At 70.8% G+C, this 20,812-nt stretch carries 17 protein-coding genes and 2 pseudogenes; 5 read left to right on the forward strand and 14 right to left on the reverse strand.

The genetic code is table 11. From position 1 onward, the window contains the following. Positions 1–51: 51 nt before the first annotated feature. Positions 52–3,864, forward strand: a complete 3,813-nt coding sequence (locus tag AHOG_RS24280; protein ID WP_093943391.1) for a multifunctional oxoglutarate decarboxylase/oxoglutarate dehydrogenase thiamine pyrophosphate-binding subunit/dihydrolipoyllysine-residue succinyltransferase subunit — start codon at positions 52–54, stop codon at positions 3,862–3,864. A 306-nt stretch (positions 3,865–4,170) separates the two neighbouring features. Further along, positions 4,171–4,350 carry a DUF6104 family protein gene (locus AHOG_RS24285; protein ID WP_093943392.1) on the forward strand — a complete coding sequence of 60 codons (180 nt, stop codon included), beginning with the start codon at positions 4,171–4,173 and terminating at the stop codon, positions 4,348–4,350. 194 nt (positions 4,351–4,544) lie between these two features. Here AHOG_RS24285 and AHOG_RS24290 read toward each other — a convergent pair whose 3' ends face one another. The 3 genes from AHOG_RS24290 to AHOG_RS24300 form a co-directional block, all read right to left on the reverse strand. Then, on the reverse strand, positions 4,545–4,886 hold the full coding sequence (locus AHOG_RS24290) for a hypothetical protein (protein WP_093943393.1): 342 nt from the start codon (positions 4,884–4,886) through the stop codon (positions 4,545–4,547). Then, positions 4,883–5,362 carry a hypothetical protein gene (locus tag AHOG_RS24295; protein WP_093943394.1) on the reverse strand — a complete coding sequence of 160 codons (480 nt, stop codon included), beginning with the start codon at positions 5,360–5,362 and terminating at the stop codon, positions 4,883–4,885. Before AHOG_RS24295 ends, AHOG_RS24290 begins: the two co-directional genes overlap by 4 nt. A 111-nt stretch (positions 5,363–5,473) precedes the next feature. Further along, positions 5,474–5,698, reverse strand: a complete 225-nt coding sequence (locus tag AHOG_RS24300) for a hypothetical protein (RefSeq protein ID WP_093943395.1) — start codon at positions 5,696–5,698, stop codon at positions 5,474–5,476. Between the two features lie 276 nt (positions 5,699–5,974). Here AHOG_RS24300 and AHOG_RS24305 point away from each other — a divergent pair, with 276 nt between their 5' ends. Beyond that, the gene (locus AHOG_RS24305; protein WP_093943396.1) at positions 5,975–6,724 is read left to right on the forward strand and encodes a hypothetical protein; all 750 of its coding nucleotides are present in this window, start codon (positions 5,975–5,977) and stop codon (positions 6,722–6,724) included. 421 nt (positions 6,725–7,145) lie between these two features. On the opposite strand, the gene AHOG_RS24310 is transcribed toward AHOG_RS24305, so the two are convergent. Continuing rightward, positions 7,146–8,054: a recombinase family protein gene (locus AHOG_RS24310; protein WP_093943397.1), complete on the reverse strand. Its 909-nt coding sequence runs from the start codon at positions 8,052–8,054 to the stop codon at positions 7,146–7,148. 202 nt (positions 8,055–8,256) lie between these two features. Between AHOG_RS24310 and AHOG_RS24315 the strand changes: the two genes are divergently transcribed. Continuing rightward, a complete protein-coding gene (locus AHOG_RS24315; RefSeq protein ID WP_093943398.1) occupies positions 8,257–8,469 on the forward strand; it encodes a hypothetical protein in 213 nt (70 codons plus the stop codon). Here AHOG_RS24315 and AHOG_RS24320 read toward each other — a convergent pair. From AHOG_RS24320 to AHOG_RS24330, 4 genes and pseudogenes are all read right to left on the reverse strand, one after another. Next, positions 8,466–9,458, reverse strand: a complete 993-nt coding sequence (locus AHOG_RS24320) for an aldo/keto reductase (RefSeq protein ID WP_093943399.1) — start codon at positions 9,456–9,458, stop codon at positions 8,466–8,468. The genes AHOG_RS24315 and AHOG_RS24320 overlap by 4 nt on opposite strands. A 162-nt stretch (positions 9,459–9,620) precedes the next feature. Then, positions 9,621–11,588: pseudogene (locus tag AHOG_RS30155) on the reverse strand (transposase). Between the two features lie 667 nt (positions 11,589–12,255). After that, a pseudogene (locus AHOG_RS29665) lies at positions 12,256–12,645 on the reverse strand (DUF4158 domain-containing protein); the annotation flags it as partial. Positions 12,646–13,020: 375 nt separating this feature from the next. Further along, positions 13,021–13,611: a TetR/AcrR family transcriptional regulator gene (locus tag AHOG_RS24330; RefSeq protein WP_093943400.1), complete on the reverse strand. Its 591-nt coding sequence runs from the start codon at positions 13,609–13,611 to the stop codon at positions 13,021–13,023. 86 nt (positions 13,612–13,697) lie between these two features. Between AHOG_RS24330 and AHOG_RS24335 the strand changes: the two genes are divergently transcribed. Then, a complete protein-coding gene (locus tag AHOG_RS24335; protein ID WP_211290492.1) occupies positions 13,698–14,129 on the forward strand; it encodes a DUF4267 domain-containing protein in 432 nt (143 codons plus the stop codon). 107 nt (positions 14,130–14,236) lie between these two features. Here AHOG_RS24335 and hutI read toward each other — a convergent pair whose 3' ends face one another. The 6 genes from hutI to AHOG_RS24365 form a co-directional block, all read right to left on the reverse strand. After that, positions 14,237–15,397: an imidazolonepropionase gene (gene hutI, locus AHOG_RS24340; protein WP_093943401.1), complete on the reverse strand. Its 1,161-nt coding sequence runs from the start codon at positions 15,395–15,397 to the stop codon at positions 14,237–14,239. After that, positions 15,394–16,743, reverse strand: coding sequence for a formimidoylglutamate deiminase (locus AHOG_RS24345; RefSeq protein ID WP_093943402.1), 1,350 nt, complete (start codon positions 16,741–16,743; stop codon positions 15,394–15,396). The genes hutI and AHOG_RS24345 overlap by 4 nt, the downstream gene beginning before the upstream one ends. After that, on the reverse strand, positions 16,743–18,020 hold the full coding sequence (locus AHOG_RS24350; RefSeq protein WP_093943403.1) for an allantoate amidohydrolase: 1,278 nt from the start codon (positions 18,018–18,020) through the stop codon (positions 16,743–16,745). Before AHOG_RS24350 ends, AHOG_RS24345 begins: the two co-directional genes overlap by 1 nt. A gap of 373 nt (positions 18,021–18,393) precedes the next feature. Next, positions 18,394–18,687 carry a hypothetical protein gene (locus AHOG_RS28915; RefSeq protein WP_157737027.1) on the reverse strand — a complete coding sequence of 98 codons (294 nt, stop codon included), beginning with the start codon at positions 18,685–18,687 and terminating at the stop codon, positions 18,394–18,396. A 903-nt stretch (positions 18,688–19,590) separates the two neighbouring features. Then, on the reverse strand, positions 19,591–19,953 hold the full coding sequence (locus AHOG_RS24360) for a hypothetical protein (RefSeq protein ID WP_093943405.1): 363 nt from the start codon (positions 19,951–19,953) through the stop codon (positions 19,591–19,593). Further along, complete coding sequence (locus AHOG_RS24365; RefSeq protein WP_093943406.1) at positions 19,954–20,808, reverse strand: CdiA C-terminal domain-containing protein; 855 nt, start codon at positions 20,806–20,808, stop codon at positions 19,954–19,956. It lies immediately after the preceding gene. Between the last annotated feature and the right edge of the window lie 4 nt (positions 20,809–20,812).

Raw genomic sequence — 20,812 nt, forward strand, 5'->3', positions numbered from 1 at the left:
GGAACAGTGTCTCAATAACCCCTAGCAGACGGATCGAGGCGAACGGGAGCCGTGTCCAGCAGCACCCCTGCGTCACAGTTCGGCCCTAACGAGTGGCTGGTCGAGGAGATGTACGAGCAGTTCCTCACCAACCCGTCATCAGTAGACCCCGCGTGGCACGACTTCTTCGCCGACTACAAGCCCACCCAGCGCACGGGACGCGACGGCCGAGAGTCTGCCGAGCAGGTCGGCGGGGCCTCATCGACGGGTACCACCACCCAGACGAAGGCCGGACAGCAGGCCGCGTCCTCACAGCGGAACGGTCAGCGAGAGCAGGTCGCGACGACGGCGCCCGCAACCCCCGCGACGACAACCCCCACGACGGCGGCGAAGCCCGCCGCCACCGACTCGCAGAAGACGATGAGCACAGCGACCTCGACTACAGCAGCTGCGACGCAGCAGCCCGCAGGCAAGCCGTCCCCGCAGAAGGCCGCGACCAAGACACCGGTCAAGGGCGCGGGCAAGGAGGACAAGCCGGAAGGCGAGCAGCGCAAGCCGCTGCGCGGCGCCGCGGCGGCCATCGCCAAGAACATGGAGCAGTCGCTCACGGTCCCGACCGCGACGAGCGTTCGCGCCGTGCCCGCCAAGCTGCTGTTCGACAACCGCATCGTGATCAACAATCACCTCAAGCGGACGCGCGGCGGCAAGGTCTCCTTCACCCACCTCATCGGCTACGCGATCGTCCGGGCGCTGGAGAGCTTCCCCGGCATGAACCGCTTCTACGCCGAGACCGACGGCAAGCCGACGGTGGTCACCCCGGAGCACGTCAACCTGGGCCTGGCCATCGACCTGCCCGGCAAGGACGGCTCACGGTCGCTGGTGGTCGCCTCCATCAAGAAGTGCGAGGGCACCACCTTCCTCCAGTTCTGGCAGGCCTACGAGGACATCATCCGCAAGGCCAGGACCGGCAAGCTGACGGCGGACGACTTCGCGGGCACCACGATCTCGCTGACCAACCCCGGCACCATCGGCACCAACCACTCGGTGCCGAGGCTCACCGCCGGACAGGGCGCGATCGTCGGCGTCGGCGCCATGGAGTACCCGGCGGAGTTCCAGGGCAGCAGCGAGAAGGCGCTGGTCAAGCTCGGCATCAGCAAGATCATGACGCTGACCTCGACCTACGACCACCGGATCATCCAGGGTGCGGAGTCCGGCGACTTCCTGCGGCGGGTCCACCAGCTGCTGCTGGGCGAGGACGGCTTCTACGACGACATCTTCACGTCGCTGCGGCTGCCGTACGAGCCGGTGCGCTGGGTCAGCGACATCCCCGAAGGCGCCGTCGACAAGACCGCCCGCGTGCTCGAGCTGATCGACGCCTACCGCACGCGCGGCCACCTGATGGCCAACACCGACCCGCTGAACTACCGGCAGCGGCGCCACCCCGACCTGGACATCCTGTCTCACGGGCTGACGCTGTGGGACCTGGATCGGGAGTTCGCCGTCGGCGGCTTCGCGGGCAGCGAACGGATGAAGCTGCGCGACGTCCTCGGCGTGCTGCGTGACTCCTACTGCCGCACGGTCGGCGTGGAGTACATGCACATCCTGGAGCCGGACGAGCGGAAGTGGCTGCAGAAGCTCGTCGAGGTGCCGCACCGCCACCCGGACCCGGCCGAGCAGAAGTACATCCTGTCCAAGCTCAACGCCGCCGAGGCCTTCGAGACCTTCCTCCAGACCAAGTACGTCGGTCAGAAGCGCTTCTCGCTGGAGGGCAGCGAGACGGTGATCCCGCTGCTGGACGCCGTCCTGGACAAGGCCTCCGAGCACGAGTTGGACGAGGTCGTCATCGGCATGCCGCACCGAGGCAGGCTGAACGTCCTGGCCAACGTGGTCGGCAAGCCCATCGCGCAGATCTTCCGCGAGTTCGAGGGCAACCTCGACCCGGGGCAGGCACACGGCTCCGGTGACGTGAAGTACCACCTCGGCGCCGAGGGCAAGTACTTCCGGATGTTCGGCGACGGCGAGACCACGGTGTCGCTGACCTCGAACCCCTCGCACCTCGAAGCGGTGAACCCGGTGCTGGAAGGCATCGTGCGCGCCAAGCAGGACATGATCGACAAGGGTGAGAACGGATTCACCGTGCTCCCCGTCCTGCTGCACGGCGACGCCGCGTTCGCGGGCCAGGGCGTCGTGGCCGAGACGCTGAACCTGTCGCTGCTGCGCGGCTACCGCACCGGCGGCACGCTGCATGTGATCATCAACAACCAGGTCGGCTTCACCACCGCCCCGGAGCACTCGCGGTCCAGCCAGTACTCCACGGACGTCGCGAAGATGATCGGCGCCCCCGTGTTCCACGTCAACGGCGACGACCCCGAGGCGTGCGTCTGGGTGGCGAAGCTGGCGGTGGAGTACCGGCAGGCGTTCGGCAAGGACGTCGTGATCGACATGGTCTGCTACCGACGCCGCGGGCACAACGAGGGCGACGACCCCTCGATGACCCAGCCGAAGATGTACAGCGTCATCGACACGATGCGCAGCGTCCGCAAGACCTACACCGAGTCGCTGATCGGTCGCGGCGACATCTCGGTGGAGGACGCCGAGAAGGCGCTGCGGGACTACGCCAGCCAGCTCGAGTACGTCTTCAACGAGGTGCGGGAGCTGGAGAAGCACCCACCGGCGCCCAGCCCCTCGGTGGAGTCCGAGCAGCTCGTCCCGGCGAAGCTCAACACCTCGGTCACCGCGGAGACGATCGTCCGGATCGCCGACGCCCACACCGAGCTGCCGGAGGGCTTCACCCCGCACCCGCGGGTCAAGCCGGTGTTGGAGCGGCGGGCGAAGATGGCCCGCGAGGGCGCCGTCGACTGGGCGTTCGCCGAGCTGCTCGCGTTCGGCTCGCTGGTCAAGGAGGGCAGGCTGGTCCGGCTCTCCGGTCAGGACAGCCGCCGAGGCACCTTCGTGCAGCGGCACGCCGTGATCATCGACAAGAAGAGCGGCGGCGAGTACACCCCCCTGCAGAACCTCGCCGAGGACCAGGCGCGGTTCATGGCCTACGACTCGGCGCTGTCGGAGTTCGCGGCCCTCGGGTTCGAGTACGGCTACTCGGTGGCCAACCCCGACGCCCTGGTGCTGTGGGAGGCGCAGTTCGGCGACTTCGTCAACGGCGCGCAGCCGATCATCGACGAGTTCATCTCCTCCGGTGAGGCGAAGTGGGGCCAGCGCTCCGACGTGGTGCTGCTGCTCCCCCACGGCCACGAGGGACAGGGGCCGGACCACACGTCCGGACGGATCGAGCGATTCCTCCAGCTGTGCGCCGAGGGCTCGATGACGGTGTCGATGCCGTCGACTCCCGCGAACTACTTCCACCTGCTCCGCAGGCACGCCCTCGACGGTGTGAACCGGCCGCTGGTGGTGTTCACGCCCAAGCAGCTCCTGCGGCTGAAGGCGGCCGTGAGCGACCTCGCCGACTTCACCGAGGGCAGCAAGTTCCAGTCGGTGCTGGACGACCCGACGGTGAAGGACCCGAGCGCGGTGAAGCGCGTGCTGCTGTGCAGCGGGAAGATCTCCTACGAGCTGAACGCCGAGCGGCTCAAGCGGGGCATCACCGACACGGCCATCGTGCGGTTGGAGCAGCTCTACCCGGTGCCCCGACGCAAGCTGGCGGCGGCGTTGGAGCGGTACCCGAACGCGCAGGACATCCGCTGGGTCCAGGAGGAGCCCGCGAACCAGGGTGCCTGGCCGTTCCTCGGCCTGAACCTCCCGGATCTGCTTCCGGAGCGACTGTCCGGTCTCAAGCGCGTGTCGCGGCGGGCGATGGCCGCGCCGTCGGCGGGTTCGAACAAGGTCCACGAGGTGGAGCAGAAGGAGATCCTGGACACCGCGCTGAGCTGATCGGCGCCGAGGTCTAGGCTTGCCGGGTCGCGCCGTTCGTCGGCGCGACCCGGTTCTGTGTCCGGCCGCGGTGTCCGCCGTGCAGGTCGGGTCGGTCGTCCGCCGCACCGGGTGCCCTCGGTCTCATGATCGTGGTCTCGTGGCCTCGATCTCGTGGTTCGGGTCTCGTGTTCGCGGGCGCCGTCGGCAGGCCTTTTCGGGCGTCACGTCGGTATCGGCGGCGCCGCGATCCGCCCGACATGGCCGCGCCGCGTCGACCGCGGGACCGCCTTCCCCGTATCCGATCAGTCGTTGCCGGAGGCAGCGTTGTACTTCACCGACAGAGGCATCGAAGAACTCGAGGAGCGTCGCGGCGACGAGTCGGTCACCCTGTCCTGGGTCGCCGACCGCCTGCGAGCCTTCGTGGACGGCAATCCCGAGTTCGAGGACGCCGTCGAGCGGCTGGCCACCTACCTGGCCCGCGACGACTCCGACGACGAGGACTGAGCCCGCGCCGCCCACGGCCGCTCGCCGCCTGCCGTGCCCGGTGGGCAGGCGGGCGGCCCCGGCTGATGCCGCCGACGATCGGCGACTCGGCGGCGTGCTCCCGGTCTCCTGCGGTGGCCCGGTCTCACACGGTGCCGTCGTCCTCACGCGATGCCGCCCCTGAGACGCGGGCGGCAGGCGAGCCGACGGCCCGGTCAGAAGACGCACGCCCCCGGCGCCACCCCGCCGAAACCCCGATACTCCAACCGCGTGATCACCGACGACTCCCGCCGAACCCGAGTCGCCAGACCACGCCCCCGCTCCACCCAGGAGTGTTCCGCCACAGCCGAGGCGAACGTCGAACGCCGCCCGTCCACCGGATCACGCGTCCGCTGGAACTCCTCATCCCACACCAGAAGCTCCTCGACGAGCTCGGCGCTGAGCCCCAGATCCGCACCCGCCTCCTCGATGCTGTGATTACCGAGGTCCTCCTCGTCCATCTCGTAGTAGAACGGGTCCTCCCCGTATCCCACGAGCAGAGTGACGTCATAGCTCACGGCGACTCCGTCCTCGTTCGGTCACGATGGCGACGGACCTTGGTTCTCAGACTGACGGGGTGCGCTCCGACGATGAATCCGTTGTCTGAGACGTCGACCGACACCCTGCGTACGCCTGCGTCGGTCTCCACTTCGTACACGGGTCGACCGACACCGTGGTAACCGATCAGCCTGCCACGCTCGACTGCGGCGAACACCACGGTCACGATCCACTCCCGCGGTACGCCGGCCCTCTCGAAAGTGCGAACCTTCCTCGCTTCGAGAATGTGTGCGAGCCCGGCCGTCGTGGAACCGGTCTCCAACCAGGCGACCCGGCCGTCTCGGAGGCGGGTCATGCGGACGACCTTGCGCGGGCTGATCTTGACGCCCCGACGGCGTAGTTCGGCGATCAGCTCGGCGTGGTCGGCGGCCGTGTCGGCGGGCTCGGCGGCACAGCCGGGGGCGTCCGTACGGCCGCCGATCCCCGACTCGGGCACCGGTTCGGTCGGCTCGGCGGCCTCCGCGGCTCGCCGCGGAGCGGCGGGCGGCTGCTCGCCGTCGGCGACGCCGTGCCCCGCGACGGCCCGATGGTAGCGATCGATGACGTCCTACGCCCCGCCGATGGCGCCCGTGCCGCACCGGAGATCCGCCAGTGCCGCCGAGGCGCATCGCGCGGCCCCCGCCACCTCGGACGCGGCCGAACCGGCGGTGGTGGTGCGGAACAGCACGTCGCCCTCGACGATCGCCGCCTCGGCGTGCTCGACGGCCCGCCACGCCTGGGTCAACAGCTCATGCGCTCGCCGCAGCTGCCCGAGCACGTCCATCACCGTCACGACACGGCCCCTCACTCTCCGCGTGGTCCACATCCTCCCGCACCTGGACCGCACCCCGGCGATCGGGCCGGCGTCCCCGCACCCGACACTCCGCGCTGAGGCGCTGAGGCGCAGGTACGAAGACATCGCGAGACTCGACGCCGACCGCCCTGCCCTGACTCGCCGACGCCCTCACCGCGGCCGCATTCGCCGATCCGGCGAACCGGCCCCCTTGCTCCGACCGCGGCGATGACCACAGAATGTCGCGAGCACTCAGAATGCACCGGAGAGGCTGACGTGTTCGAACTCCCCCTCAAAGTGTCGCTGCTGGCCCGGTGGCGGGATGTCCCGTTCTTCTACTACGAAGAACGGTTCGCCAACCACTCCATCGAGGAAGCGCGCGACGATCTCCGACTGCCCGATGGTCTCATCGCCGACGTCACCACCTGGGACGCCGAATACCAGGACACCTACGATCCCGACGGCTATATCTGGTCGAAAGGCGGATTCCCCTCGCCCGAGGCCGAGAAGGCCTGGCTGGAACACGGCAAGGTGCTGGCCGCCCGAATCCTGGCCGAGTCGCCCGTCATCGCCAGCGTCGATTACCGCGCCAATGGCGTGATCGACAAGGGCGCCTGTCTCTTCGGCCGCCGACAGAGACCACTCGACCAGCTCTATCCGCCGTCACGGAAACCCGACACGGCGCGGTCCATCGACGTCAGCCTGCTCACCGGATGGCAGGAGGATCCGTTCTACTACCACCCGGAGGAAGACCGCCTGAACAACCACACCATCCGCGAGGCACAACGCGACCTCCGCCTTCCCGACGGTCTCGTCGCCGACCTCACCGCCTGGGACGCCGAATACCAGGACACCTATCGGCCGGACGATCCCCGGAACTCGGGGTTTCCCAGTGAAGAGGCCGAAGCGGCCTGGGTCGAACGCGGAAAGACGCTGGCCGCTCGAATCAAGGCCGAATCGCCCGTCGCCCTCAAGATCGACTATCTCGCCGACTACGCCTTCACGAGGAACGCCTACCTGTATTAGCGGACCGGGGTCGCCGACGGTACGACCGGCCGCCGTCGGAACGAGACGCAGCCGGGTCCGACGCCTCCTTCGAGGGCATCCCCGGTCCGTCGTTTCGCAGGCACGGGGAACGACGAGCCGGCCATGCCGTCGGGCGAAGCCGCGACTCTCGCCGGCCTCGCCCCTGCGAGAAGGTCAGGCCGCTCGCGTACCGGTACCAGAGCAGCACCACCCGCACATCAGGCGCTGCTCGAGAAGCGAGACCGCCCGCCGGCGGGGATCGACACAGGTCAGGCAGGGGCTGCCACCCGAATACCCCGGAAAGGGGCCACTGGGTCGCGCCGAGCGCCTCGCCATCGAGCCAGCCCACCTCGTCACGGATGAGATCCGTGCCCGGAGATGATCAGCGCCCCGGCGCCGTCAGGGGTGACCGATCGAGCGATCACGCCGGGGTGGTGTTCAGGCGTTCCGCATAGACCCGGTAGGCCTTGCGCTCGGCCGGGGACGCCTGGTCGGTGCCCAGCGTCGCCGCGGCGGCGAGCAGGGCCCGGTGCACGTCGGTCAGGGCGGTGACGTGCAGGCTGTAGCCCTGGCCGCGGCGGACCTCGCGGCCGCGCCGCAAGGCGTGGCGTTCGGCCTCGCCCAAGCCGTCGCGCTCGGTCAGGTGCCGTGCGATCTTGCCGGGGATCTCGATCCGCACCGGCCGCGGCTCGTCGATGACGGCGGCCACCGGCTGTTCGGACCGGCCGGGCATCAGGTCGGCGACGGCGGTGCGGATCGCGACCCGGCTCACGCCGTGCTCGCGGGCCATCGCGGCGACGCTCGCGCCGTCGCGGAAGGCCTGCCGTACTTCCTCCAGGACGCCGAGCTCGGCCAGGCGTGGCCTGCGCCCGGACTTCGCGCCGGTCGCCCACGCCGCCGCGAGTCCGTCGCGAGTGAGTTCGTTTTGCAGGTCACGCTGGAACTGCCCGACCGAGACCAGGATGTTGACCAGCATGGTGGTGGTCGCGTCGGTGGCGGCCAGGTCGACGATGCCCGACAGCGCGCCGGACAGCACCCGCAGCTTCACGTCGTGGGCGCGGCACCATTCCCGGACCGCGAGGATGTCGGCCAGGTCCCGGCACAACCGGTACAGCTCGGAGACAGTGAGCCGGTCGCCGGGCCGGGTGTAGCCGGCCAGCTCGCGGAAGCTCTCGCGTTCCAGTGCGGGGATCTTCGACGACGTCGCCGGGTCGGAGAACAACCGCACACCGTCCGCGCCGTCGACGAGCCCAGCCTCGGCGAGCAGGTGGGTCTGCCGCTGGGTGCTCTGCTCGTCGGTGGACACCCGCGCGTAGACCAGCTCCGACACGACCCTCCCCGCTTTCCGGCCGCCGGACGCGGCCGCGCACCCACCCTACCTGTCGTCAAACCCTGTCTTCATCGCTCATTGGCTCGCATTGGATTCCGGCGCCGCGCCGACCGTCGTATCCCGGCCGTCCTGCCGATCCAGTGAGCACCCCGGACCGCCTGTCGTCAAAGGACCGGTTGACGACACATAGCTGAGCGTCGGCGTGCTCGCGGTGGGCGCGGACGGGTACCGGGGCGCTGGTCTCCTACGGCCAGGATCGCCCCGGGCTCCGGCAACCGGGGCGATCCTGGCCGTCGAGCAGGACGGGGCACCGCTGGCCCGACCCCGGCTGGTCGTGACCGGCGAGGTCACCGGTGGGCGCGACGTCAACGACGTCGTCGAGCTGGACGTCGTGTGCGTCGAGCCCACCGGCTAACCCCGAGCGACCTCAGCGGTGTGCGCGGGGGTGTAGCGCTCGCCCATCACCTGGTCGCTCAGCGGGTCCAGCGCGGCCAGCGCCTCGGCGTCCAGGGTGAGCTCCAGCGCGGCCGCGTTCTGCTCCAGCCGGGCCGGGCTTCGGGTGCCCGGAATGGTCGCCACCGCCACCCCGAGCCGCTCGGCCTGGGCGTACACCCAGGCCAGCGCCACCTGGGCCGGGGTGGCACCCAGCCGGTCGGCCACCTCGCGCACGGTCTGCGCGATCTTCTCGTTGGCCTCGCCCGCCTCGCCGGCGAAGCGGGGGTTGGTGCGCCGGAAGTCCTTCTCGCCCAGCGTGGAGCGGTCCAGGGTGCCGGTCAGGAACCCCCGCCCCAGCGGCGAGTACGGCACCAGCCCGACCCCCAGCTCGGCCATCACCGGGGTGACCGCCTCGACGTCGCGGGTCCACAGCGAGTACTCGCTCTGCACCGCGGCGATCGGGTGCACCGCGTGCGCCCGGCGCAGCAGCTCGCCGTCGACCTCGGACAGGCCCAGATGGCGGACCTTGCCCGCCTCGACCAGCTCGGCCATCGCCCCGACGGTCTCCTCGATCTCCACGTCCTGGGGTGGGCGGTGGGCATAGTACAGGTCGATCACCTCGACGCCCAGCCGCAGCAGCGAGGCGTCGCAGGCGCGCAGCACGTAGTCCCGGGCACCGCGGATGCGGCGTGCCCGGTCGCCGGCGCTGCGGTCGATGCCGAACTTGGTGGCCAGCTGCACCTGGTCCCGGCGGCCGTGGATGGCCCGGCCCACCAGCACCTCGTTGTGCCCGGTGCCGTAGGCGTCGGCGGTGTCCAGGAACGTGATGCCCAGCTCCAGGGCCCGGTCGATGGTGGCCAGGCCGCCGTCCCAGTCGGCGGCGCCGTAGCTCTCGCTCATCCCCATGCACCCCAGGCCCATCGCGCTGACGGTGAGACCGGGCGAGCCGAGCGTGGTTCGGGTGATCATGCGCAGATCCTCCTCCTGCCCGGCGGACCGGGCGGTACCTCGATGGCTGACGAACGCCTCCGACGCTAGGACTTGGAGCGCGCTCCAAGTCAAGCTGGATGACCGGCCCCCGACCAGCAGTAACGCTCTACCGTGCACCCTGCCGGGCCCTCGGGAGCACGGTCAGGCGCCGGCGCGGAAGAGTACCTTCGGTTCGAGATCGAGCCGGGTCTGCGGCTGCTCGGGCTCGGCAAGGTCGAGGACCAGGTCGCCCATGCGGCGGATGGTGTGGGTCAGGTACGGCGTCACCGTGGCCAGGTCGTCGAAGTCGACCGGGTGCCCCTCGGCGGCGAGCTGGTTGGCGGCGTCGGTGATGTCCAGCGCCGAGGAATAGATCGCGCAATTGGCGGCCAGCTCGTTGAATTTCACGATCCGTTCGTGCACGTCCGGGTCATTGTGCCCCAGAACGCCGCCGATCATGATCCAGTCGGAGAATTTGTGGAACCCTTCGGCTTTGTTAGTGATCGCGGTGATCTGTTCCCGCAACTGCGGATCGTTCAGAAAACGCAGTAGCGTGATCGTGCGGATGGCCCGCCCGAGTTCCCGGAACGCGCGGTAGAGCCGGTTCTTGCGGGAATGGTTGCCCAGCCGTCGCAGCAGCGTCACCGACGAGACGGCGCCCTCGCGGATGGAGATCGTCGTGCGCATCAAGTCCTGCCAGTGGCGTTTGACCAGGTCCCAGTCGATGACGTCGTCGCCGAAGAGGCTGTCGATGTGGGTGTAGCCGGCCGCCGCGTCGGGCCGGTAGAAGTTCAGGTCCGCCCAGTTCCGGATGCGGGGCAGCAGATCGAACCCGAGCAGCGCGGCGAGACCGAAAACCGGAAGGGACTGGCCTTGGGTATCGGCATGAATGGTGTCAGGGTCGATCGTGGAATCGTTGTTCAGCAGCCCGTCGACGATGTGGATCGCTTCCCACGTGCCGCAGGGCACGAATCAGGAGAAGAGCGCGATATAGGTGTTGGACACGTGGCGGTAGGCGATTCCGCCGTATCCGCCATATCGGATGTGGGTTTCGGCCAGCAGATTGTTCTCCCAGGTGTCGATCTGCGAGCCGTCGACCGCGACGACCTTCCCGTCGCCCCACACCCCTGCGACGTCCAGCTCGGCGAAGGCGTTGATCACGTCGGTGGAGCAGCGGGCGACCTTGCCCGCGGTGGAGTGCTTGTTTCCCGCGGTGGAGATCTCGTGCGCGGACACGGTGCCGCGCATGTGCCGGGCGACCTCGGTGGCGCCGAGGTTGGTGCCGTAGGCGTAGGCGGTGAGCACGTAGCGGCCCATCCGGTCCCCGCGGATCTTCGGGTCCGACCCCGACGCGGGCCCGAGATGGCGGTGCCAGCCGGTCAGGTACGCGGTGCGGGTCAGGATGTCGAGCAGGCTGCGCTCCGGGAGCCGCTGATGGATCGCCTGCTCGAGCGCGATCGCCGAGGTGCTGCGTTCGCCGCCGCGGCGCGGGGTGAGCACCGGGCGGCCGTCCACGATCCGCAGATCGGTGTTGGCCTGAAACCCCGCGTCCGTCGTCTCGGCCGCGTCGGCCAGCTGTTCCCGGAAATGCGCCACCAGTTCGTCCGGGCCGGCGGGGATCCCGGCCTGCTCGCAGAACTCGGCCAGCCGCGGTTCGCAGTCCTCCCACGGCAGCAGCTGCGCGGTGAAGTCGGCGTAGGAGTCCGCGCCCACCACCGCGATGTCGCCGGACCGCAGCTCCGCGGCGAGGTGGGAGAACACGCACACTTCCAGGTGCCGTCGTGCCACCATCCCCGGCTTGTGCTTGTCCAGCAACACTTTCCGCCACGCGTGTGATGCGAAGTTCTCCACCGGGGCCCGCACCGTCACCATGGCCCCGTCCCGCTCCACGGCCACGGTGTCCGGGATCCACTCGGCGCGCCGGTCCCGCACCTCCCGCACGAACTCCAGCGCGTCGAGCACGTCCCGGTCCGCGCTGGTCGCGACCAGCTCCAGCGAGGCGGCCATGTCGAACAGGGTCGGCCGGTGCGGCAGATAGAACCGTTCCAGCAGCGGCAGATAGTTGTTGCCGTGATAGGCCGTCACCGCCTCCAGTGCCGCGGCGAACCTGGTCGATCCCGCCCTCGCCATCGAGGGTGTGCAGCACCGAGCGCCCCAGCTGCTGCTCCCGGCGCGCCACCCCCACCGGACGGCCCCGCCCGCGCGCGGTGACCATGGTGGCGTCGCGGGCCTCGGCGACCACCTTGCCCAGCACCCCGATCAGACGCTCGGTTTCTCCCCGGTGCGCCTCGCGCAGCTCGTCCAGCTTGTCCTTGCCGCGTTTGTGCACCGCCGCGATCCGCTTGCAGAACATCGTCACCACGTCGTCACGGGTCTCGATCCGTGCCTGATGCACCAGGCACGCCAGCAGCGTGAACCGTTTCGCCTCACTGGTCTTACGCATGTCATCGGCGTCGGCGACCCGGGCCTCCCCGGCGAAGTGGGCGATCTTCGCGGCCGTGACACCGGCCAGCCATTCCTCGGTCGGGCCGATTGCGTCCAGGCCCTGCAACCGTGCCAGCCGGGCCCGGAACTTCGACACCGTCGCCGCCGGCGCTGGATCCTTCATCCGGTCGAACTCGCTGCGCCGCGTCGCCGGGTCCACCACCAGCAACCGCTCCAACCGGGCGCGGGCCTCCCACCCCATCCGCCCGTACACGGTGGCCTGCAACCCGCCATTGACCTCGGTGCGGATGCCCGCCACCATCGCGTCCAGTGTCGTGTACCCCGGCAGCTCGCAGCCTTGGCGCACCAGCTCATCCAGCGCCACGTTGATCAGATCCGCCGGGTTGTCCTTCTTCGTCACCGCCTCCCGCACCGCTTCCTCGGCGATCTTCCGCACGAGGGTCGCCTCGTACCGCACCCCGAGGAACTCCCGCACATACTCGCGGTACCGCTTCGCTGTCCGCACCGCGTCCACCCGGGCCACCACGTCCGCGCCAACGCCGAGCGCGGCCGCGACATGCTCCACCACCACCCGCGGCACGGCATCCAACTTCGGGAAGTACCCCAGCCGCGCGTGCGCTTTGAGCCACACCAGCAGCGCCACCACCTGCTCGGGCGCCCCGGACCGCACCTTCGACCGGGCCCACACCACCTCGGCCTGCGACGGCGTGAAGGCCTCCGCCAACTCCTTCGACGACACCACACGCTTGAACCGCGGGTACGCGGTCCGATCGATCGCCGTCAACCCGCCACCCCAGTACGATCACCAACCCGAACCGCACCAGCCTAAAGATCCACACTCACCCCACCGCTACCGCGCCTGGCCAGTGAAAACTCAGACCAGTGGCCCCTTTCCGGGGTATTCGGGTGCCAGCCCAGGCAGGACCGGGAGACGCCGCTCGGCGCCCCGCCACGCCTCACCCACCAGCCCGGACACGCGCCGGGGGCCGCTCGACCAACTCCGTCAGCGTCACGGCAGGCCCCGGCACTCCTGGCCTGAAACGGAGTCCGACGTGCGCTCGGGTCACGCCGTGGCGGATGAGGTCATGACGTCCTCAGGACTGCGAGACTCGTCGGGTCACCCGGACACCGGCACGGCGCCGAACTGGGCGGCCAACATCGTCAGGCGTCGTCGCCGCTCTCCGGGGCGCAGCCGCCCGCCTCGGTCGAGCATGACGAGGCCGTGGACGGCGCTCCAGCCGATCTCGGTCAGCGTCTCCACGTCTCGGCCGTCGGCGACGGCGGCGAACACCGCCCGCACCGCGTCGAAGGCCTCGCGCAGTGGAGCAGGCGTGTCCTCGGTTCCGAAGGCCAGCTCGGTCGTCCGGACGAACATCGCGTCGTAGACGGCCGGGTTGGCCGTGGCGAAGTCCACGTAGGCGGCGACAGCGGCGGCCAGCGCGTCCCTCGGTGCGCCGCCGTCGGCCGAGGCCTTCCGCAGCGTGACGGCCAGTTCGGCGAAGCCCTCCGACGCGACGGCGGCGATGATCTCGTCCTTGCCGCCGCTGAAGTGGCTGTAGAGGACGGGCTGGCTGTACTCGATCCGCTCGGCGAGTCGGCGCGTGGTGACGACGTCCCAGCCCTCGGCCTCGGCCAGTTCCCTGGCGGTCGTCACGATCAGCCGACGGCGGTCGGCCCGCTCCCGTTCTCGGCGCTGCGCGATGGACACGGTCTGGATTCTAGCGACGCTAGCATTCGACTCCACTTGAATGTAGCGTCGACACAAAATCTAGCAACGCTAGAATTGGAGGCGGTGTGCGGCTCAGACGTCTGGCCCTCGGTGTGGCGGTCCTGCTCGCCCTCGGCATCATCGCCATCGGCAGCCGGTTCCTGCTGGCGCCGGGACAGGCCGCGATCGGCTTCGGCATCCCGGCCACGACGGGCGGCGGAGAGGCCTACCTCGCGGCCAAGGGCCTCCGGGACATCGCCTCGGGCCTGATCGGCCTGCTGATCCTGGCCGTCGGCACCCACCGGGTCCTGGCCTGGTACCTGCTCGGAGCGACGATCATCCCGATCGGCGACGTCCTCATCGTCCTCTCCCACGGCGGATCGCCCGCGGTGGCCCTCGGCGTGCACGGTGCCACGGCTGCCGTGATGGCGTCGACGGCCGTTGTACTACTACGCGGCAGCGATCCGACACGCTCACGTCTCGAATCGAGGGAGATGACGTCCGGACCGACGAGCTGATCTCACGGCCCGACACCGGGTACCGCACCCGTCCGACGACGCCGCAGCCGGCGTGTCCTCGACTTCGTCCGCGCCCGTCCCGCTCGCCGAGGCCGACCCTGCCCGGGTCAACGCACCCGCATGCCCTTGCGCCACACGGCATGCGTGAGCGGGACGCCCGGTCGGTAGGCCAGGTGCGTCACCGAGGGCGCGTCCAGGACGTGGACGTCGGCTCGGGCACCGGGCCGCAGCACCCCGACCGCGCCGTCGCCGGTCTCCCGCCGCAGCGCCCTGGCCCCGCCCCACGTCGCCGCCCGCACCGCCTCCTCGACGCTCAATCCCATCTGCAGCACCGCGGTCGCGACGCAGAACGCCATCGACGACGTGTACGACGAACCCGGATTGCAGTTCGAGGCGAGCGCCACCGTCGCGCCCGCGTCGAGGAGTTCCCGGCCGGGCGGCAACGGCTGACGAGTGGACAGGTCGCAGGCGGGCAGCAGCGTCGCCACCGTCGTGGAGCCCGCCAACGCGGCGATGTCGGAGTCCGCGAGATGCGTGCAGTGGTCGACGCTGGCCGCGCCCTCCTCCACCGCGAGCCGCACGCCGGGGCCGCGCCCGAGCTGGTTGCCGTGGACCCGCAGTCCGAGCCCCTGATCGGCCGCCGCGCGCAGCACCCGGCGCGACTGCTCCTCGTCGAAGGCACCGGTCTCGCAGAACACGTCGGCCCATCGGACGTGCGGCGCGACGGCGACGAGCATCGGGCCGCACACCAGGTCCAGATACTCCCGCGCGTCGGTGCCCGGCGGCACCAGATGCGCGCCGAGGAACGTGACCTCGTCGGCCTGCTCCGCCGCGATCCGCGCCGCCCGCACCTCGTCCTCGACGGTCAGCCCGTAGCCGGTCTTGGTCTCCACGCAGGTGGTGCCCTGCGCGGCTGCCTCGGCCAGGTGGCGTCGCAGTCCGTCGGCCAGTTCCGTGTCCGTCGCCGCTCGGGTCGCGCCGACGGTCACGGCGATGCCGCCTGCCTGGTAGGCCGCCCCCGCCATCCTGGCCTCGAACTCGGCGGTGCGGTCGCCCGCGAACACCAGGTGGGTGTGGCTGTCCACCCACCCCGGCAGGACGGCGCGGCCCGCCACGTCGACCCGCTCGTCGGCGTCGGGCGCCGACGCGGCCGAGCCGACCCAGGCGACCCGGTCGCCGTCGAGCACGATCGCGGCGGAGGCGAGCCTGCCGAGCTCGTCGTCGTTGGTGGTCAGCTCGCCGATGCCGGTGATCAGGATGCTCGTCATCGCCGCAGCTCCTCGATGGCCTCGCGCATCAACGCGGCCGGATCGCCGAGCGTGAGGTGCGTGCGGTCCCGCACCACCGGCCTGCCCTCGATGATCACGTCGCGGACGTCGCCCGCCGTCGCGGCGAAGATCGCCGCGGCGGGCTCGATGCCTGCCAGATGCACGCCGTCCAGGTCCAACGTCACCAGGTCGGCCCGCGCGCCCGTCTCGATCACCCCGGTGGACGCCCAGCCGAGCGAGGCGTGTCCCGTCGCCGTCGCCGTGGTCCACAGTTCCGCCGCGCTGAAGTGGCCGCGGGTCTCGGTGCGCAGCCGCTCATGCATCTCCACGGCCCTGGCCTCGGTGAACAGGTCGATGACCGAGTGTCCGTCGCTGCCGAGGGACAGCGGCGAGCCCGCGTCCGCGAGAGCGCGGCCCAGGCCGATGCCGTCCGCGAGATCCTGTTCGGTGGTGGGACACAGGCAGACGCCGGTGGTGGTCGAGCCCAGCAGCTCGATGTCGGGGACGCTCAGGTGCGTGGCGTGCACGGCGGTGGTCAGCTCACCGAGCACCCCGTGCTCGGCGAGGAGCCGGGTGGGGCTGACGCCGTGCGTGGCCTGGCAGGCGTCGTTCTCGGCGCGCTGCTCGGAGAGGTGGACGTGCAGCGGCGCGTGGAATCGCCGCGACCAGCCCGCGACGACGCTCAACGCCTCGGCGGGCACGCCGCGCACCGAGTGGACGGCCGCGCCGATCCGCACCCGGTAGGGGTCGACGCCGGGTCGGTCGGTCAGCTGGGCGAGCAGGGCCTCGGCCCGCACCGCCCAGCCGTCGGCGTCGACGTCGCCGAAACGCAGCTGCACGCCCTCCAGAGGCTTGCCGAAGCCGCCCGCCAGATAGCAGGTGTCCAGCAGCGTGATCCGCAGCCCGGCGTCCCTGGCGGCGGCGACCAGCGCGAGCCCCATCTCGTTGGGGTCGTCGTACCGGATGCCGCCGATGTCGTGATGCAGGTAGTGGAACTCGCCGACGCTGGTGATGCCCGCCAACACCATCTCGCCGTACACGGCGCGCGCGAGCCGGTAGTAGCTCTCGGGATTCAGCCGTTCGGCGAGCGCGTACATCTGCTTGCGCCACGTCCAGAAGGTTCCGCCGCCGACGTGGGTCCGGCCCCGCAGCGCGCGGTGGAAGGCGTGGGAATGGGCGTTGGCCAAACCCGGCACGGCGAGGCCGTCGAGCCGGGCGGCGTCCGGCGGGGCCGCCACCCCCGGCCGGACGGTGTGGAACCGTCCGTCGGCGATCTCCAGCAGCACGCCCCACTCCACGCGGGGAGCATCGCCGCCGACAAGTGCGTAGGGCGCCCAGCAACGCATCACGCGAGCTTCTCCAGGACAGTGGTCAGTGCCTGCACGCCGGCCTCGCAGTCCTCAGGTTCCGCATGTTCGGCGGGGGCATGACTCACCCCCGTCGGGTTGCGCACGAAGAGCATAGCCGTGGGCACCCGGGCCGCCAGGACTCCCGCGTCATGACCGGCCCCGGTCGGCAGGGCGGGGACGCCGCCCAACGCGGCGGACAGGTCGTCCCGCAGGGTCGAGTCGAAGACGACGGTGTCGCCGTAGGACTCCTCGGTGATCCGCACCGCGCAGCCCTCCGCCTCGGCCGCCTCCGTCGCGGCCTCTCGGATGCGATCCACGACGGTCCGCGTCCTGGCGTCGTCCTCGGCGCGGGCGTCGAGCCACAGATCCACCGAGGAGGCGATCACGTTGGTGCCGCCGGGGTTGGGCACCAGACGTCCCACGGTGGCCCTGGCGCCCTCGACCTCGGCGGCGATCCGCCGAGCGGCCAGCACCAGTCCGGCGGCCGACAGCATCGGGTCCCGACGGTCGGCGATGGGCGTGGCGCCCGCGTGATTGCCCTCGCCGGTGAAGGAGAACCGCCAGCGGCCGTGCGCGAGGATCGAGGATGCGACGCCGACCGGGGCGGCCTGGTCGATCAGGCCGCGGCCCTGCTCGACGTGCAGCTCGACGAAACAGCCGATCCGCGACAGGGCCTCGTCATCCCGGCCGAGCCCGGCGGGGTCCAGGCCTGCGGCGGTCATCGCCTCGCCGAGACTCACCCCGTCGGGATCGCGCAGCGCCGCGGCCTTCGCCGGGTCGATGGTGCCCGCGAGCAGCCGCGAACCGAGACACGCGACGCCGAAACGGCCGCCCTCCTCCTCGGCGAACACGACGAGCGCCAGCGGCCTGCGCGGCGTGAAGCCCTTGGCTCGTAGCTCGTCGACGGCGGCCAGCGCGCTCACCACGCCCAGCGGGCCGTCGAAGGCACCGCCGCCGGGCACGGAGTCGAGGTGACTGCCGGTGATGACGGCGTCGGGTCCCGGCCTCCCCCACCATGCCCAGATGTTGCCGTTGCGGTCGGTGCGGACATCGAGGTCTCGCCGCCGGGCCTGCTCGACGAACCAGGCGCGCAGGTCGAGTTCGGCGTGGTCGTAGCCGTGTCGGGAGAAGCCGCCTCGGCGGCGGTCCGACCCGACGTCGGCGATGGCGGCCAGCAGGCCGGTGGCCGTGGCCTTGGTCGCCGACGGAGTCTGCGACGACGTCGGATGCGGGGACGCGGTCTGCGACGGCGTCGGGTGCGGCGAGCCGGACATGGCGGGCGGCCTCCTGATCCCGAGACGGAGCGGGTGCTTGCCCCTTACGACACCACATGACTCCCGGTGAGCGGTCGGTGCACGGCCGCACGCGGCCGAGGGGACTCGTTCGTGGGCACCACCTTCCTGACGGGGCGGGGTCGGCGCAGGGTCCCGGGTGTCGTCGACGAGCCGCGACCGCTGGAGTTCACTCACTGTCGAGGACCGTCGTCGTGCATCACCTCCCCTTCGGCAGGCTGCTGGTCACACGGTCACGTCGGGGGCAGACGCGATCCGCGCTCGGCGTGGTTCAGGAGCGGGCCGGCCGGGCGCGGGCACCGGGCACCGGCCGCGGCGGCCGCTCATCGGGCGGATCGGTGCCTCCCGTGACCGCTCAGTGGAAGGCGAGGGCGCCGGAGCCCCGCGGAACCCAGAGTCCGCCGGGCACCCGCAGAGCATGCTCGGGCGCGCCGCGCTCTCCTGGTGCGGGCAGCTCGATCAGCTCGCCGACCACGCTGAGGAAGTCGCCCTCGCTCCGCCACACCAGGTCGTCGTCGAGCGCTGCCGGACCAGCGCAGCGACAGCCGGACGATCGGAAACGGACGGCCGTGGTGTCGTCCTCGGCACGTAGATGGACGGCGTCGACGTATCCGGGCCAGCCGTAGGTGTAGAGCAGCGTGAAAGGCACCTGGTCGTCGCCGGGAGCGTGGGAGGCGGTGAATCCGCGGCGGGTGAGGACGTCCAGCGCCTCGTCGACCGTGCCCGGTGCGGGGCGGCGCCGCCGCGCGTCGGCCGACGACCTCGGTTGTGGGGCCGTGGGACGCGGCGGAGCGGGCCGAGGGGGCTGGGGACGCGGGGGCAGCGGTCGGGCCGAGGCGTTCCGAGGGTGCGCGGGCAGCGCGGTCCGGGACGCGCCGGCCGCCGCCCGACCGGCGCGGGCATCCCCGGGCTCGTCACCCGGTGCACGCGGCGACGGGGCAGGCCCAGTGATCGTGTCGGAGCCTCTCCTGCCGGCGGGGAACGCGTGATCGTGCTGGGTCATCGGCGGGTGCTCCGTTCGTCTCGCGGCGATCAGGCCCCGGCGCTCATGGTGGACGGCCGGAGATCCTGCGGGTTCCTCTGAAGGGACGAGCGCCTTCGCCCGTTATGACGAAGAACCGCCGGAAAAGATTCACGAGGTCGAGAGACCTGCCGAAAAGGAACGACATGCGCCCTCGTCAGGCCCGTACGCCGGGCTCTGTTCTCCGATGGCATGAGCCCGCCGCGCCGGGCCGACGTGTCGCCGCGGACGTCCCTGATCGGCGGTCCCCGGACCGACGACGAGCCCGCGATCGCCCGTCGGATGCCGGTTCCGCCGACGGTCGCTTCTCGAATCCCACGGGAACGGCGTCGACGTGCCGCACCGTGTCACGGGCCGAACCACAGCCGCCGCGCTCACCGGCGGGCGGCCTGCTTCTCGCCGACCACGACGACGCGTGGATCCGACGCACCCCCGAGTGTCGCGACCGTCCGTCCGAGCACGGCGCCGGCTCACGCCGGGTACGAGGCCCGCGGCGATGACGGCCGGTGCGGCGGGCCGCCATCGCGCCGGTCAGTCCGCGTGCCGGATGATTCGCTCGATTCCCCAGACCAGATAGATCGGACGCATCCCCTCGGCGCACAATCGGTCGAAGACCTGCTCGGCGATCACCCGTTGCCGGTCGAGTCCCGACGTCCCGCTGCGCAGTGTGAGTGAATACGGCATACGTTCGAAGGGAATTCCCGCGTCGTCCTCCATCCCGTGATCGGAGTAGAGATCGAAGAAGACGCCGTCGCGTTCAGCCCAGTATTCGCGGTCCGGGTCGTCGTCCCGCTGGAGTGGGATGTCGACGGCCGTCGACACCAGCCGAGCGACCTCCTCGAGGGAACGGCCGGCACCCGCCGCGTCGAAGAAGACCTCATAGTGATCGGACATCTAATCGGTCCTCTCCCATTCGAAGTCGAAGATCGCACCCCAGATGGAGATCCTGGCGAGTTTCCGGGAGTTCCCCGGGGCACGAAGGAACCGGTGGACGCCTCGTTCGGCGTCCGCGCTGCTCAAGCTCGTACGCCGTGCGTCGATGACGACCTCGTCGGCCTGACCTCCCCTGCGCACGGTTCGATCCAGGGTGTTCTTCACTCGCCGGTGGTCCGGATCGGCGTCGAGCAGGGTCTTGAACTCGACGCGCCTGCCGTCCACCAGAGCGTCGGGAGTGCGTTCGGCGGATTCCGGATGCCGGACCACCTCGACAGGGTCGAGGCGGGCGAGGCGTTCGGCGACGGCCCGCTCCTCGGGGGTGAACGACCCGTCGCCGGGCGGTTCGCGGACGACGCCGGGCCAGGTCGCCGGATCGTCCGTGACGGTGTCGGCAGGCCGCCGCGGCGCCGAGACGACGGGCGGGCGGGGCGGCCTCGATCCGTCGAGTGGACGGGGCGGCTCCAGCCCGCCGGGCGGACCGGACGACTCCTCGACGACGGGCGGGCGCACGGGCGGGACGGCACCGACGCCCGCGTCGGCAGGGCCGCCGACCTGATGCACCGCCAGGTAGGCGTGAATCCGCCGGTTGACGTCCTGGTAGCGACCACGCGCGCTGACGAGTTCGGCGACGGCCCGTTCGATCAGCGCGGGTACGGCGGCCACGTCCGCGACGGCCGAGCCACGCAGGACCACCGCCGCCCTCGGAGCCAGGCCGGCGAGTTCATCGGCGAGCCCGCTCAGCTCCGCGACGGCCAGGTCGGTCTCCGACAGGACGCGCCGAAGCCGAGCGGCGACGGCGTCGAATCCCGCCATGTCC

The organism is Actinoalloteichus hoggarensis, from assembly GCF_002234535.1.
GTDB classification, from domain to species: domain Bacteria; phylum Actinomycetota; class Actinomycetes; order Mycobacteriales; family Pseudonocardiaceae; genus Actinoalloteichus_A; species Actinoalloteichus_A hoggarensis.